The organism is Sorangium aterium (genome assembly GCF_028368935.1).
GTDB classification, from domain to species: domain Bacteria; phylum Myxococcota_A; class Polyangia; order Polyangiales; family Polyangiaceae; genus Sorangium; species Sorangium atrum.
Genome location: NZ_JAQNDK010000001.1, coordinates 3,241,321 through 3,256,018 on the forward strand (window position 1 = coordinate 3,241,321; position 14,698 = coordinate 3,256,018).

Sequence of the window (14,698 nt, forward strand, 5' to 3'; positions counted from 1 at the left end):
GCGCCCTGCCCTCGTCACAGCCCCAGGCGCCGCAGCGGGAGCTCCCGCGCGCGCGTCTTCGTCAAGGCGAACACCGCGTTCGCGATCGCGGGCGCCACCGGCGGCACCCCGGGCTCGCCGACGCCCCCGGGCGGGGCGTCGCTCTTCACGATCTCCACGTGGATCCGCGCCGGCACCTCGGGGCTCCGCACCACCGGGTAGTCGCGGAAGTTCGTCTGCTCGACCGCGCCGCCCTTCATCGTGATGGCGCCGTGGAGCGCGATGCTCATCCCGAAGACCACCGCGCCTTCCATCTGCGCGCGCACGCGGTCCAGGTTGACGACCGTGCCGGGGTCCGCGACGAGCCACACCTCGTCGACCTTCACCTTGCCGAGCGCGTCCTTCGAGACCGCGGCGACGACCGCCACGTACGTGAGGAAGCTCCTGTGCGCGGCGAGGCCGAGCGCGCGGCCCGCCTTGCGCGCGGCGTCCCACCCCGAGAGCTCCGTCACCCGCTCGATGACGTGCCGGAGGCGGCCCACGTCGACCGGGTGCTGCGCGATGGATGCCCCGTAGTTCGGGACCTTGTCGACGCCCAGCTCGGCGGGCGTCGCATGGCGCGCGGGGCCGAGCACCTCGAGCAGCACCTCGCGCGGATCGGCCTGCCGCGCGTGCGCGATCTCATCGATGAAGCTCTGCACCGCGAAGGCGTGGAAGATGTTGCAGACCGACCGGAGCCAGCCGATCCGGACGTGGGCCGGCGCGTCGCACGCCTCGGCGCGGACGTTCGGGGCCGAGAGCGCGAGATCGAGCACGCCGAGGCCGAGCTCGTTCTCGCTCGGGGTCTTCACCTTCGCGTCGAACGTCGACGGGATCGGCGGAAACGCCGTCCGGTGCAGCCAGGCGGTCACCTTGCCGCCCGCGTCGAGCCCCGCCGTGAGGTGCTGCGCGCTGACGGCGTGGAAGTAGCCGTTCTGCACGTCGTCCTCGCGCGTCCACTGCACGCGCACCGGCGCGCCGACCTCGCGCGCGAGCAGCGCCGCCTCGGCGACGTAGTCCGGCTTGGACTTCCGGCCGAAGCCGCCGCCGAGGAGCGTCACGTGCACGGTGACCTTGCCCTCGTCGACGCCGAGCGCCCGCGCCACCTCGGTCCGCGCGGCCTGCGGGTTCTGCGTCGGCGCCCACACCTCGCAGCCGTCCGCGTCGACCTTCGCCACCGCCGAGGGCGGCTCCATGGCCACATGCGCGAGGTGAGGCACGTAGTACTCGGCCTCGACCGTGCGCGCCGCCGCCTTGAGCGCCCCGTCGACATCGCCGACCTTCCGCACGACCTTGCCCGGCGCGCGCACCGCGCGCGAGAGCGCCTCGCGGTAGCTCGCCGAGTCGTACGACGCGTTCGCGCCGTGATCCCACACGATCTCCAGCGCCGCCCGGCCGCGCATCGCGGCCCACGTCGTGTCGGCCACGACCGCCACGCCCCCGAGCGGCTGGAACCCCACCCCGACGCCCTTCGGCGCCGATAGCTCCACGAGCTTCTTCACGCCCGGGACCGCCAACGCGCGCGCACCGTCGTACCGCACGACCTTGCCCCCCACGACCGGGGGGTGCGCGATGACCGCGGTGAGCATGCCCGGCAGGCGCACGTCCGCGCCGAACTGGGCCGCGCCCGTGACGATGGCCGGGCCGTCGAGCAGCGGGAGCAGGCCGCCGACGCGCTTGAACTCCGAGGTGGGGCGGAGCGCGACCGACGCCGCGTCGGGCACCGGGAGCTTCGCCGCGTCGGCCACGAGCTCGTTGAAGTCCAGCGAGCGCTTCGATTTCGCGTGGTGGACCGCGTGCTGCTGGGCGAGGCACTCCGCGGCGGGGACGCGCCACCTCCTGGCCGCGGCCGCGACGAGCATCGCGCGCGCGGTCGCGCCCACGCGCCGCATCGGCTCGTAGCTGCCGCGCACGCTGCGCGAGCCGTCGGTGTTCTGATCGCCGTAGGCCTTGTCGCCCTCGGCTTGCACGATCTTGACCCGCGCCATGTCCGCGCCGAGCTCGTCGGCGACGAGGACCGGCAGCGAGCTGCGGATCCCCTGCCCCATCTCCGACCGGTGGCAGACGATCGACACCGTCCCGTCGGGCGCGATGTGGAGGAACACCCCGGTCCGGAGCCCCGGCTGCGCCTTCGCGCCGCCGGGCGTGGGCGGCGCAGGCTGCGGCCGGTTCACATCGCGCGCGGGCGGCGCGGCCTCGGCGACCCCGAGCGCGAGCCCGCCCACCGCGAGCCCGAGCCCCGCGAGGAAGGAGCGGCGGAGGAGGACGACGCGTTGCTGTTCCATCTTCACTCCGTGGGAAGGCCGGCGGCCTTGCGGACCGCCGCGCGGATGCGCGTGTACGTGCCGCACCGGCAGATGTTGCCGGCGAGCGACCTGTCGATGTCGTCGTTCGAGGGCCGCGGGTTCTTCCGCAGGAGCGCGGCCGCGCTCATGATCTGCCCCGCCTGGCAGAAGCCGCACTGCGGGACGCCGAGCTCCACCCACGCGCGCTGCAGCGGGTGATCGCCGGTGGGGCTGAGCCCCTCGATCGTCGTCACCGAGCCGCCCGCGGCGCGCTTCACCGGCGTCACGCAGGCGCGCACGGTCTCGCCGTCGAGGTGCACGACGCACGCCCCGCAGAGCGCCTGGCCGCAGCCGTACTTCGTCCCCGTGAGGCCGAGCACGTCGCGGAGCACCCAGAGGAGCGGCATGTCCGGATCCACGTCGAGCCTCTGCTCCGCGCCGTTCACCTTCAGGATGATCATCGTCGGGACTCCTCGGGCGGGCACGCCGCGCCCGCCTTCACCCATGCGTCGACGAGCGCGCCGAAGGCCGCCTGCGAGCCGGGCGCCTTCGTGCGGCCATGACCGGGCGCCCACCCCCACGCCACGAGCTCGTCGCGCTCGGCGTGCTCGACGATCTGCGCGAGCGTCTTCTTGCCGTTGCGCGCCGGATCCTTGATCTGCGCGCAGATCGCCGCCGGCGACCGCCCGAGCCACGCCATCTCCGCCGGCGCGAGGTGCCAGCCCGGCGCCCCGGGGACGCGGGCGAGCTCGAGGTTCTGCGCCTGATGGCACGACGTGCACTCCATCGCCGCCACCCCGCGATCGTTCGGACCGCGCTCGGCCGGCGGGCTGTGGCGCTCGCCGGCGTCGCCCTGGCGCGGGACGCCATCGTGAGGATGGCAGTTCACGCAGCGCGGGTGGAGAAGCACCTTGCTCGCCTCGAGGAAGAGCGAGGCCGCGCGCGCGTCGTCGTCCCGGATCGCCGCGAACGCCTCCGGACTGCGGAGCTCGCCCGGTGCGACGGGCGGAAGAACGACCGGCCTGGGCGCCTCCGCGGGAGGCGAGTCGCACGCCGCGGCGAGGAGGCCGACGCCAGCCAGCAGGGAACAGAGGAGGAGAGGCTGCATCGCCCGGCCTACCCTGGTGACCCGGCGCGCGGACGACAAGCCCCCAAGCGTGGTGACTCCGCGCGCAGACGACAAGCCCCTGCTCGACGCGCGCCCTTGTCGCGTCCAGCGTCCTAGCGTCCACCGACAGCGCAGCTCGCGTTACGTCACGGTTTCCGGCGACAGGCGACGCGTGGAGCCCGCGACGACGGCGGCCGCGAGCCGTCCGTGAGCCGGTGTCGACGGCGCGCGCCGCAGCCGCTACCGCGCCTGTAGCGAACTGTCACGAGCGCGCCAGGCAGCGCGGCTCCACGCCACGACTGGACGCCCCGACACCGGCGCATTCCCGGCAACCCCTCCGCCGGAGCGATGGCTCGAGGCGTGCAAGCCGGCTCCGGCATGAGCAAGACGCTAGGAATAGGCGAGGCCACCCAGCCATCGCCCTGCCTGATCGCCCCAGCTGAGGCAGGCTGCCACACCGCGTCGAGCTCGGAGCGCGGTCCGCTGCCGGGGATGCACGTGGGCTCCCAGCTCCGCCTCATCCGCGCGCTCGGCCAGGGAGGGATGGGGAGCGTCTGGCTCGCCGAGCACGTCGCGCTCAGGACCCACGTCGCGGTGAAGTTCCTCCGCGACATGTACATGGACCACCCGCTGGCCATCGTGCGCCTCCACCGGGAAGCCGAGGCCGCGGCCCGCATCCAGAGCCCGCACGTGGTGCGCGTGTTCGACGTGAGCTTCACCGCCCAGGGGGTCCCCTACATCGTGATGGAGCACCTGGAAGGGCAGACGCTGCAAGATCTGGTCGAGCGCCGCCGGCGGCTCTCGCTCGAGGAGACCGTCTCGATCCTTCGCCAGCTCTGCGCCGCGCTGGCCAGGGCGCACGAGGCGGGCATCGTTCACCGCGACATCAAGCCCGAGAACATCTTCCTCGTCGAGGGCGAGCGAGAGCCCTTCGTGAAGGTGCTCGACTTCGGCATCGCCAAGGACACCGCCGACGAGGCCGAGCGGCTCACGGTCACGGGCGCCATCCTGGGGACGCCGCACTTCATGTCGCCCGAGCAGATGGCGGGCGGAGCGCGGGTCGGACCGCACAGCGATCTCTGGGCCCTCGGCGTCGTGGCCTACTTCTGCTTGACCGGGCAGATCCCCTTCGGCGGCGCCACCGTCGCCGCGGTGGCGGTGGCGATCGACCGCGGGCCGCCCCCGCCGCCGTCCCGGCTCGCCCCGGAGGTGCCGCCCGCGATCGACGCCTGGGTCCTCTCGCTGCTCGAGCCCGACCCGGCGCGCCGCGCCCGGAGCGCCCGCGCCGTCCTCGATGCGCTGGACGCCGCCGTCGCCGCCCCGCGCGGCACGCGGCCCGCCCAGACCGAGGTCATGCCCCCGCGCGAGTCCCTCTGCTCGGGCGAAGGCTTCTCGTCCCTCGTGACTACGCTCATGCCGTTCGGCACGCTGGGCGTGAGCTTGCCTCGGCAGCGGGCGCGGACGCGCACCTGGGCCCTCGCGGCGGGCGCCGTCATGGGCCTCAGCACCCTGGCGTGGGCTGGGGCCTCCGGCGTCACCCGGACCGCGCCGGCGGCGCAGTCCGCGTCGCTCGCGATGGTGGCCGGCGCAGCGGCTGGACGCGCCGCTCCCGCCGTCGAGCCCGCGGCCCAGTGCGCCACGATCGGGCAGCAGCCCGAGGCGCAGGCCGCGGCCACGGCGCCGCAGGTCGAGGCGCACGCCGCGGCCACGGCGCCGCAGGTCGAGGCGCACGCCGCGGCCACGGCGCAGGCCGACGTCCGGCCGCCCCAGGCCGAGGCGCGGGCTTCGGCCACGGCGCAGCCTGCGGTCAGGGCGGTAGCCGACGCCGGGGTGCCGGCCGTGTCTGGCGCCCAGAACGCCCCGACGCCGGCGCTCGCCGCGCCGACCGCGACGCCTGGCAAGACGGTCGCGACGCGCACGCGCTGGCGCCGCGATCTCGGCTTCTGACAGGAGAGGAGACCCATGCGCCCCCGGTCCAGCACGCTGATGGTGATCGCCAGCCTGATCCTCGCGGCGCCGCCGGCGCTCGCCGGCGACGCGGCGGACACCGCCGGCGGTGCCGCGGACGAGAAGGCGCGGCGCGACGCCCGGGAGCTCGTGTACCAGGGCGACGAGCTCTTCATCCTGAGGAGGTACGCGGAGGCGCTCCGCGCCTACCAGCGCGCCGAGCAGCTCGTCCGCGTGCCCTCGACCTCCATCGAGGTCGCGAAGGCGCTCGCCGCGATCGGCCGGCTCAGCGAGGCGCGCGAGCTCGCGGCCACGATCGCCTCGTCGCGCGCGCTCCCCGGGGAACCCTGGCCGTTCATGCAGGCGCGGCGCCGCGCCGACGCCCTGCGCGACGAGCTCGACGACCGAATCCCCCGGCTGAAGGTGCGGCTCGTGCCGAGCCCCGCCGGGGCCAGGCTCAGGGTCGACGGCCAGGAGGTGAAGGTCTCCTCGGAGGGGACCTTGATCGATCCTGGCAACCACTGGGTCGAGGTCGAGGCCGACGGCTACGTCCGCGCCCGGCAGCGGGTCTACGTCCCGGAGCGGGAGACCACGGCGCTCGACGTCGCCCTCACGCCGGAGCCCCGCCCGCACGGCGTCTCGCCGTGGGCCGTCGGCGGGTTCATCGCCTCGGGCGCCGGGCTGGCAGTGGGGATCGGCGTGGGCGCGGCCTACCTGAGCGCGAGGAGCGACCTCACTGAGGCGTGCCGGCAGGGCACCTCGGGCTGCTCCGCAGGCGCGCGAGGCGACGCGAACGCCCTGGGTTGGGTCTCGAACGTGGGGTTCGGCCTCGCGATCGCCGGCGCGGCCGTCGGCGGCATCGCCCTCGGCATGGAGCGCTCGAAGGCTCCGGAGTCGAGCGTCACCTGGGCTGTCGGTCCCGGCTACATCAGCATGCGAGGGACGCTGTGAGGGCGCGCCGCGCTGCCGCCTGCGCGTTCGCCGCGTGGGTCGCCGGATGCCAGGTCGTGGCCCCGCTGCCCGACGGCGAGGACAGCGCCACCTCGGCCGTGGGTGACGGCATCGACAGCGGCGCCGCCACGGGCGACGCCGGCGATGGGAGCCCCGAGAGCTGGACTCCGCCCACGCAGGAGGGCGGCCCGTGCGAGATCGCCGCGTGCTCGGCGCACTGCGCCCGGTCGATGGATCTCTGCGAGCTCACGCCGCAGTATCCGTCGGTCGAGGCGTGCTGCACCGTCTGCGAGGCGATGCCGTCGCCCGAGGGGTATGCCGGGTGCCGCGCGGCGCAGGCCGGCGATCCCGCCGGCTGCACCGCGGCCGGGCCGCTCGGCCCGGAGGGCGACGCCGGGTGCGTCGGGCGGTGCGAGGCGATGTGCACGCTCTATGCGGCCATATGCCCGATCGAGCTCGCGGATATCGCGGCCTGCGAGGCCCTCTGCGCGCCCTTGCCGGCGCCGGAGGTGTTCGACGCGTGCGGTCCGCTCATGGCCGAGGGCTCGCTCGGGTGCAGTACGCAGCAGATCTACGCCGCGCTCGGCGCGGTCGACAAGAAGGAGCGCGACAAGGTGTGCCGCGACATCCTGGAAGGTCGCTGCCCCCCCAAGCCGGCGTGCGCGGGCGGCGACTAGCTCGATCCCGCCTCGCGAACGGCAACGCAAGCGGGGGAGTCTGCCTGCTCTCCGCCGGTGCGTTTACCTGGGCAGCCGATCCTTGGGAGCGGGAAGCGGTCGCCGCGGAGGCGGGCGGCGATGTCTAGCCGGTAGGCGCCGTGCCGTTCGGTGCAGCCCCGGGCACCGCAGGCGCTGCCGTGCCGTTCAGCGCAGCAGGCGCCGCCGTGCCGTTCGGCGCTGCGGGGGTCGCAGCGCCGAGCGCCGCCGGTTCAGCCGGCGCCTCGTCGCCCGGGGCGGCGACGGTGTCGCTGTGCGCCGCCGCGCGGCCAGTGCGGCCCTTGTAGAGAGAGGGGGCGATCGTATCGGCGTCCTCCTCGTCCCAGCGCAGGTACGTGACGGCGCGGCGGGTCTGGTCGTAGGCGTGGACGAGCAGCGAGAACGCCCGCGCCCTCCTGTCCGCGGCCTCGGTCGGCCCGGGGCCTTTGCCGTGCTCCCGCACACCCAGGGCCGCGAGCAGCTGCGGCCCGATCTCCCCGGCGCGCCTCACCTCCTCCTCGCTCGCCGCCGTCTTGCTGGCGACCTCCGCCCAGCTCGCAGTGAACAGCGCCGAGAGCGCGACCAGGTCGTTCGCCGTGTCGATGTGCCCCAGCCCCGCGCGGATCTCCGCGACCGTGTCCGCGTCGAGCAGGCCGCGCCGCGCCAGCGCCTCGGCGTCGCTCAGCAGGTTCTCGCGCAGCGGGGCCGCCTCCGCGAGCAGCGGCTTCAACGAGTTCTCGGCGCCTCCGCTCGACAGCCACGCGAGGTGCGCGTACCACGCGGCCAGCGCGTAGGTCTCGAGCCGGTTGAGCAACGCGACATCGTGCGTCGGCACGTGCTCCGCGATCGCGGAGCGCAGCGCGAGGAGGCCGGGCAGCACGCCCAGCACCTGGGAGACGACCCGTGGAATATCGAGGTTGATGGCGATCAGCCGATCCGGGCTCAGGGCCTCTATCTCGGGCAGGATCTCGTCGAACGCCGCCGCCGCCTGGGGCGGGGCCGCGGGCTTCTTGGGAGCGGGCTTCTTCTTGAGCGGAGAAGGCTTCGTCATGAGGGGATGACCTCTCGTTGTTCGTCGTCGCGGAGCAGCGGAGAACAGGTACGACGCGCTCCACCCCTGCGCGCTGGACGTGTTGAGAACGTCAGGCGCACGCCGAACGTTCCGGGCAGGGATAATCCCCCCCGCGCACCCGTCAATCGACATGCCGGCTGATTTTCTGACGGCGTGCCGCCGGGTGGTGGTCAACTTTGCCCAGAGAGAGTCAACATGAAGGCAGGAAGGCGGGAAGATCATTCATGTTTTCTTCCCGCCTTCCTGCCTTCATGTTCCAATTCGATCACGACCTGCCGCCGCTCGTCGTGATCGTGCTCATGGGCCAGGCCCCGCGAGGCTCGCGAGAAGTCGCCTGAAGGTGTCATGTGCCCGGCGCGCGGCGGGGTGGCGTCGAGAGTGCTGCTCTCGTCACGGCGTCTGGTAGCTGTCAGCACGCATGTCGGCAGGCACCGTGCCATCCACGTGTGGCGGTTCGCGGCCGACCGTTTCCGTTGCCGGGAGGGCTGCCCGCTGCCTCCCCCACACCGTTTCCGTTGCCAGGAGGGCTGCCGGCTGCCTCCCCCACACCGTTTCCGTTGCCGGCAGGGCTGCCCAGCAGCCTCCCCCAGACCGTTTCCGTTTCCAGGAGGGCTGCCCAGCAGCCTCCCCCAGACCGTTTCCGTTGCCGGGAGAGCTGCCGGCTGCCTCCCCCACACCGTTTCCGTTGCCGGCAGGGCTGCCGGCTGCCTCCCCCACACCGTTTCCGTTCGCGGCGGGCTCACTGCTTCCACCCCCGGCTCCACACCCGCTTGAGGGAGTTCTTCACCGGGCTGGAATTCTTCCTGTACGCTGCCGCACCATGACTTCCCTCCCACGACACCGGGTCACGCCTCTCCCGCAGGTACTCCCCGCAGTGAGACCGCTCAGGGCGCCATCGCCCGCAGGGGTGCTGGTCCTGCTGGCGGCCGCGGCGGCGGCCAGCGGTTGCGCCGCCCTCCAGGGACGTCCGCCGCAATCCTACGAGAAGATGTCGATCGCCGCCTTCGCGGACTCGCTGGGGTACCAGGCCCACCCGAACCCCCCCGGGCTCTGTATACGACCGTCGTGAAGATCCTGCCCACGGATCGATCGTTCATCGAGCACTTGAACGGCACCACCCCGGAGGCCCGCAAAAGGAAGGTGGTGAGCGACCTGCGCCAGGAGTTGCAGCGCTGGTGTCGAGAGAACGGAGGCGAGTACGGGACCGAGGCCGGATTCGCGGCCGCTGCCCGCGAACACGTCAACCGGCTCAGCAAGCAGCACGGCATCATCTTCACCGCCGATCCCGCGACGTGCACGACGAAAGACCATTCGATTCTCGCCGCGTACAACACCATCGGTGCCGTGGGCCTCGAATCCGCCGATGTGTCCTTCTACGACGCCGCCAGCGCGCAAGCGTTCATGGCCTCGCTCAAGCTGCTGGTCCAAGCCCGCAAGGAGGAGGATGCCGCCAGGCTTCGCGCCGATATCGCCGCCGCGGCAGACCAGGCTCGAGCGGACGAGACGGACGATCCCCATCCCGAGCAGGAAGCCCGGCGCACCGAGGTGGCGGCGGCGATTGCGCAGGTCATGGGCCGCGAGCAGCTGGGGCTCGGGGCCCGGTTCGAATACCTCGGGCACTGCCGCGTCCGGGTCACGACGGATGGCCCGCCGAACACCCTCTCGCTCCGCTTCCTGGACCACGCGTCGCTGGCGAACGTGGAGTGGTCTGACACGCCGGTCTTGGGCGTCATCTATCGCATCATCATCGGCGACCGCAGCGCCCAGAAGGGCGAGCGTCTGTACATGGGCAGCATCGACGCCGCTCAACAGGTGGTGAGCGTCCTGGAGAATCTGGGGCGCTCCTGCGGCGCATTTTGAGCGGCTGCTCGTCCAGCCGTGTGCACCGGGTGATGGTGGGCTCATTGCTGCGCGGTAGGCGCACCGCTCGCGCCCCCCTCGGAGGCGAGTGCCCCGGCCGCGCAGGCGTGGAGCGCGGCCGTCGACCGCGACACGCCGCACTTCTGTGGGCCAGCTACGAGGCGTCGGCGTGGATGCCCACGCTCCAGGACGCGGCACAGCGCGCCACACTTGCGCTCCGCATCACCGCCCCGGGGGAGCTGCGTGTGACGGCGAGCGGCCGACCACGCGGCACGGCGCCGGCGCGCGCGCCCTTTCCCGCGCCCGAGTACGTGCAGGTGTTCGTCCAGGGGGATGCGGCGCAGGACGCCGCCTGGCAGGCGGACGATGAGCCCGCTCCCAGACGCAAGCGGGGCGGCTACCGGGCGGTCGACGACCCGCGCCGAGCGTCTGGCGCGCTCTGCGCCGCGCGGGGCCCGCTCTTTCGACCCATGAACGAGACGTCGCGACGCGCGCGGTCCCGCCAGCCGCACGCTCGTCGTCCTCGCCGACCTCGATCAGGTGCGCATCGCCGACGGCAACGACGATGCGGTGCCAAATCGGCTCAGGTAAGGTGTGCCTCGTGCATCAAATTGGCATACCCATACGTGGTCAGGATCATACGCGGTAGCACCTCCAATAGACACAGGCGGGGCCGCTTGTACACTCGGCAGCGCATCGAGGATCTCCTCGCTCCCCGCACGCCAGCGAAAGCACCATCTCGTCATCTCGGAAGGTCTCGGGTGATGCGCGTTCCGACGTTCGATGATGCGGCCTCGCGTATGGCGATACCACTCATTGAGCCGTTTGGCTATGTACAGATCTCCCGTGTGTGGAAACCATGCAGCGAGCTCAGATCCGGCGTTGAGTGCGTTGGCATATACTTTAACTGGCGAGAGCCACTCTTGCGATAGCTGTCGCAGGAGGAGCTCGTCAAAGAGCGACGGTAATAGCCCATTGCCTGCCCGTCGGGGAAAGAGTCCGGCATGATAACGACCAAGGTTGGCCAACTGCGGGTGGAACATGCTCCCAGATGCACAGAACCTAGAAAAGGCAACGGGCGAGCGGCGGCACCACAATTTCCAGAGCGTAGCCGCGAAAGTTGTCTCGAGCTTCGACCATTGGACCACGGGCGGCTTGCGTAGCAGAGCATCCGCGACATAGATGGATATAGCCATGCCTGGGCCGGGCCCTTGCGGAAATGTTCCGGCGGTCTCTGGGCTGAGATCAACGACGAACACCGTACGCCCGCGCTCGACTACGGAAGCACAGATTCGACAGAGGCTCATCAGGCCGCCTGGTGTCGGCGGAAGCGCCACGCAGATCGGCGGCCCATCAGAACGCGCAAGCTCTTCATTGAGATCGGTAGACGGCTCTCCCCCCCAGTATCTAACGCGCGCAGCACGATGACGTTTCGGATCGACTCTTGATGGACCCAGCAGGAGATTGTCATCGTCGGCCACAACCGGGGATGCAACCTTGGCTAGAGCCGCTCCGGCAACCCTGCCAACGACAACATGTATTGCGCCCTGTATCGGAGCATTCATCATCTGAATCCGCACGATCTGCATTTGCATGCTGGCGGGCATTGTATTTCCTTTTGGCAGGCGTCGCGGCAACTTTCACACGGTGTGTGGCCCCATTTGTCGCAGCCCGGATATCCCGTGATGCACTTGCCGCCGATCTCTTGGCAATCCACGAACATGTCTGTGCATGTCTTGTCGGGCGTGCACCCTGCCATCTCTTCAGTGGCGCCGCTCCCCACGTCGTCACCGTTCCCGAACCAGTCCCCGGTAGCTGCTGACCCCGGTGGGTATGGTTCTCCGGCCCCTGTGCCTTCCGTCCCCCTAAGATAGCACTCGCCCAGGTCGTAGTTGCACGCCCACACCGTGAGACCGAGAGGAATAAGAACAGGCATCGCCTTCAATTTCAGCCTATGGCGCATGCTCATCCACCAAGCTTTTCCAGATGCGTGTGCGGAGGGGCGGCGTCAACTGTGATTCAGGGCATGGATTGCGTCCCTGCGGCTACGGCTTGTCAGTCTCGCCCCGGTCCGAAGCCGGGCTCGAGCTGAGCGCAGCGGGTTGCACATCGTCGCGGCCGAGCTCGGCGCGGACCATCGGAGGTCGAGGCGCACGTCGGCGCCGCCTGCGTGGTGGGGGTTGCTCCAAGCGGCCGCGCCCAGTCCGACTGGTACTTCGCCGGGCCCTTGGGCGTGTCCACCAGCGTCCATGTGGACTGGGCTGGCGGCAGTAGTCGCCTTCTCCCTGGAAGTCTGGTCGTGATGTTGACCACCGGACCAATTTGGAGATTCGAGGTGAAGTCGAATTGAACAGGCTGGCTATTGTTGATGGCACTTCACTCCGCTCCTCCTGGCGCGTTGACGTCTGAGCTCGCGAACGCGGCGGCCTCGCCGGTGTCTACCTGGAGCGGCCGCGAAGGGCGAGGGACACGGCGGGCGCTGGTGACGGACACCGGTGCTCAGCGTCGGCGAGCTCGGGGCCGTCGCCGTCTACCGGTTCGAGTTCGGCCACACCGCCGGCGAGGTCCCCGAACGCGGGCCGGTGCCGCGGCCTGGTCGAGCACGCGGGGGGGCCGCGGGGTCGAGGTCGACGCCGGCGAGCGCGGGGCCGTCGCGCAGGTCGAGGGCGACGTCGGGCGCTGGTGACTGGACACCGGTGCTGAGCGCCGGCGAGCTCGTGGCCGTCGCAATCCACCTGGTCGAGCTCGGCCACGTCGCTGGCGAGCTCCTCGAGCGCGGGCTCGGCGTCGCGGCCTGGTCGTCCGCGGAGCGGCCGCGGGCGTCGAGCTGGACGCCGGCAAGCGCGCGATCGCGGCGCCGGCGTCGTACATGGCGCCGGAGCAGGCAGCGCGGCGGTGGCGTCGAGATGGCGCTGCCCGGCCTGCAAGGGCAGGATGAAGCTCGTCGCCATGATCAACGAGCCGAGCAACATCGCCCGCTTCCGCACCGCGCTCGGTGAGCCGAGCGACGTTCCAGGCTCCTGAAACCCCCGATCGCAGGGCGCCGTCGGCGACCCGGAGCCCCGAGCGTTGAAGAGCACCGTCCTGCGCCGAAAGGCGCTCGGGGACGCCGCGTAGCCGCAAGAACATCCCGGGCCAGACCAACGCCCGGAGGGCGACGTGTGCCCGCGGCACGCCGATGCGCCCCTTTGCACGCTCTGCGGCGCGCTCTACGCCGCGCTCTGCGCCGCGCGGGGCCCGCTCTTTCGACCCATGAACGAGGCGTCGCGACGCGCGCGGTCCCGCCACTTCGGTTCGCCCGCCACACTTCCTCGCGCAGCGATCCAGCTTCTTTTACCTACGCGCTTCCGGAAAGTGGATGAGCTGCAGCGGGTCAAGGGTCTTGGCCGGCGTTCCCTCCAACGACTGAGGCCGCTCGTGGTCGTCGATCCACCGTGACGTCCGCGCGGCGCGGGCACGACCAGGGAGACGTGGCGCGCGAGAGTCGCCCTCTCTGGCCCATCATCCCGCCCGCCACCACACGCGCGACGCGATCACCTCTGCGCCCCGATCGACCCGTGGCGTTCGCAGCGAACCCGCCGGAGGAGCGCGTCGCGCTCCGCGGTGTGCTCTCCGCGACCACGACGCTCGCGGTGCTCGTGCAGGAGACGGCACGCCGAGAGCTGTCCCTCGGTGGTCCCGAGCTCGAGCATCGCTCGCGCGCGCTCGAGCATCGGATCGATCCGAGCATGCGCCGCGCCGGAGTGCGCCCGGGACGACACCTTGCCCGCGGCGGAGACCGCGCGAGCCGTCGTGGTGCTGCCCTGATGGGCAGACACGGCGGAGACCGTGACGGCCTCTCGCCGTATCGCGCTCTCGGGTCGGCCCGGCCCCACGCCGCGCTGGTCGGCAGGCGCCACCGGCATCTCGAGCGCGGGCTGCGCGCGCCCCGAGGCCGCGAGCAGCGGCGCTTCGACGAAGCCAGCCGCTGGGCCGGGCCAGGCAGCGCCCGCCCCGAGCACGAGCCCCGCCGCCGCCGTCCCATGCAGCCTGAACCGGCGAAGCCCGCGCAAGGCGTCGCGAAGCCAGGCACCGGAGAAGAAGGGCACGAAGCACGGCACCGCGGGCTGCCTGCGCCGGTGCTGCGCCGCCTGCCAGCGCCCTGCCTCCTGCTCGATCTTGTCCCAGGCGGCAGCGAGCCGTGACTTGACGGTGTTCTCGGGGAGCGCGTGCGCCCCGGCGATCTCGGCGAGCGTCCGGCCCAGGAGCTCGTGCTCGATGAAGACCGTGCGACGAGCGTCGTCGAGCTTGTCGATGAAGCGCCAGAGGACGGAAGCCCGCTGGCGGGCGATCAAGGAGGCTTCCGGGCCCGGCCGCTCGTCCGAAGGATCCTCGTCCTGGAGAGGTGCGATCACCTCTTGCCGGCGGCGCGATCGCCGCCGGCTGTTGCGCACCACGTTTCTGACGAGCTCGTCCACATACGCCGCGGCGTCCCTCGCCAGGCCGATGCGCGCGCGGTTCTCCAGGATGCGAAGCCACGCGTCCTGGATGACGTCGTCGACGTCCTGAGCCGGCACGCGCATGGCGCGCGCGAGCCGGCGGAAGCGATCGGAACCAAGCGTACCAGGGGCCGCGATGGCCAGGCTCGCCGAGGTGCTCACATCCATGCACGTCCAGATGCTTCAGGCGCGAAAAGAGGTGACCCAATCGACCGGTGCGACGAAGAATGGTGCGCGAAGGTGCGTCCGCAGGGGGATAACGAGAAGGCCACGGCTCCGTTGAA

General features: G+C 71.7%; 9 protein-coding genes. 4 read left to right on the forward strand and 5 right to left on the reverse strand.

Annotation, left to right across the window (positions count from 1 at the left end):
• Window positions 1–14 precede the first annotated feature (14 nt).
• Genes POL72_RS11980 through POL72_RS11990 form a run of 3 tightly spaced genes read right to left on the reverse strand, consistent with a single transcriptional unit; the run spans window position 15 to window position 3,411 of the window.
• Window positions 15–2,303 (reverse strand): xanthine dehydrogenase family protein molybdopterin-binding subunit, encoded by a 2,289-nt coding sequence (locus tag POL72_RS11980; RefSeq protein ID WP_272095273.1) that lies wholly within the window; start codon window positions 2,301–2,303, stop codon window positions 15–17.
• A gap of 2 nt (window positions 2,304–2,305) precedes the next feature.
• Window positions 2,306–2,764, reverse strand: coding sequence for a (2Fe-2S)-binding protein (locus POL72_RS11985; protein ID WP_272095274.1), 459 nt, complete (start codon window positions 2,762–2,764; stop codon window positions 2,306–2,308).
• Complete coding sequence (locus POL72_RS11990) at window positions 2,761–3,411, reverse strand: Isoquinoline 1-oxidoreductase subunit (protein ID WP_272095275.1); 651 nt, start codon at window positions 3,409–3,411, stop codon at window positions 2,761–2,763. Before POL72_RS11990 ends, POL72_RS11985 begins: the two co-directional genes overlap by 4 nt.
• 378 nt (window positions 3,412–3,789) lie before the next feature.
• Between POL72_RS11990 and POL72_RS11995 the strand changes: the two genes are divergently transcribed.
• Genes POL72_RS11995 through POL72_RS12005 form a run of 3 tightly spaced genes read left to right on the forward strand, consistent with a single transcriptional unit; the run spans window position 3,790 to window position 6,986 of the window.
• Complete coding sequence (locus POL72_RS11995; RefSeq protein ID WP_272095276.1) at window positions 3,790–5,358, forward strand: serine/threonine-protein kinase; 1,569 nt, start codon at window positions 3,790–3,792, stop codon at window positions 5,356–5,358.
• A 15-nt stretch (window positions 5,359–5,373) separates the two neighbouring features.
• A complete protein-coding gene (locus POL72_RS12000; RefSeq protein ID WP_272095277.1) occupies window positions 5,374–6,309 on the forward strand; it encodes a PEGA domain-containing protein in 936 nt (311 codons plus the stop codon).
• Window positions 6,306–6,986, forward strand: coding sequence for a hypothetical protein (locus tag POL72_RS12005; RefSeq protein ID WP_272095278.1), 681 nt, complete (start codon window positions 6,306–6,308; stop codon window positions 6,984–6,986). Before POL72_RS12000 ends, POL72_RS12005 begins: the two co-directional genes overlap by 4 nt.
• Window positions 6,987–7,110: 124 nt before the next feature.
• Here the strand turns inward: POL72_RS12005 and POL72_RS12010 are convergent, their stop codons facing one another.
• Window positions 7,111–8,055 carry a hypothetical protein gene (locus POL72_RS12010; RefSeq protein ID WP_272095279.1) on the reverse strand — a complete coding sequence of 315 codons (945 nt, stop codon included), beginning with the start codon at window positions 8,053–8,055 and terminating at the stop codon, window positions 7,111–7,113.
• Between the two features lie 1,086 nt (window positions 8,056–9,141).
• Here POL72_RS12010 and POL72_RS12015 point away from each other — a divergent pair.
• The gene (locus tag POL72_RS12015) at window positions 9,142–9,936 is read left to right on the forward strand and encodes a hypothetical protein (RefSeq protein WP_272095281.1); all 795 of its coding nucleotides are present in this window, start codon (window positions 9,142–9,144) and stop codon (window positions 9,934–9,936) included.
• Between the two features lie 3,533 nt (window positions 9,937–13,469).
• Here the strand turns inward: POL72_RS12015 and POL72_RS12020 are convergent.
• The gene (locus POL72_RS12020) at window positions 13,470–14,582 is read right to left on the reverse strand and encodes an RNA polymerase sigma factor (protein ID WP_272095282.1); all 1,113 of its coding nucleotides are present in this window, start codon (window positions 14,580–14,582) and stop codon (window positions 13,470–13,472) included.
• Window positions 14,583–14,698: the final 116 nt, after the last annotated feature.

What these genes read in the sequence shown, in the direction of transcription:
- POL72_RS11980 (WP_272095273.1), bottom strand. Translation starts at nt 2,303, where the DNA reads ATGGAACAGCAACGCGTCGTCCTCCTCCGCCGCTCCTTCCTCGCGGGG.
- POL72_RS11985 (WP_272095274.1), bottom strand. Translation starts at nt 2,764, where the DNA reads ATGATCATCCTGAAGGTGAACGGCGCGGAGCAGAGGCTCGACGTGGAT.
- POL72_RS11990 (WP_272095275.1), bottom strand. Translation starts at nt 3,411, where the DNA reads ATGCAGCCTCTCCTCCTCTGTTCCCTGCTGGCTGGCGTCGGCCTCCTC.
- POL72_RS11995 (WP_272095276.1), top strand. Translation starts at nt 3,790, where the DNA reads ATGAGCAAGACGCTAGGAATAGGCGAGGCCACCCAGCCATCGCCCTGC.
- POL72_RS12000 (WP_272095277.1), top strand. Translation starts at nt 5,374, where the DNA reads ATGCGCCCCCGGTCCAGCACGCTGATGGTGATCGCCAGCCTGATCCTC.
- POL72_RS12010 (WP_272095279.1), bottom strand. Translation starts at nt 8,055, where the DNA reads ATGACGAAGCCTTCTCCGCTCAAGAAGAAGCCCGCTCCCAAGAAGCCC.
- POL72_RS12020 (WP_272095282.1), bottom strand. Translation starts at nt 14,582, where the DNA reads ATGGATGTGAGCACCTCGGCGAGCCTGGCCATCGCGGCCCCTGGTACG.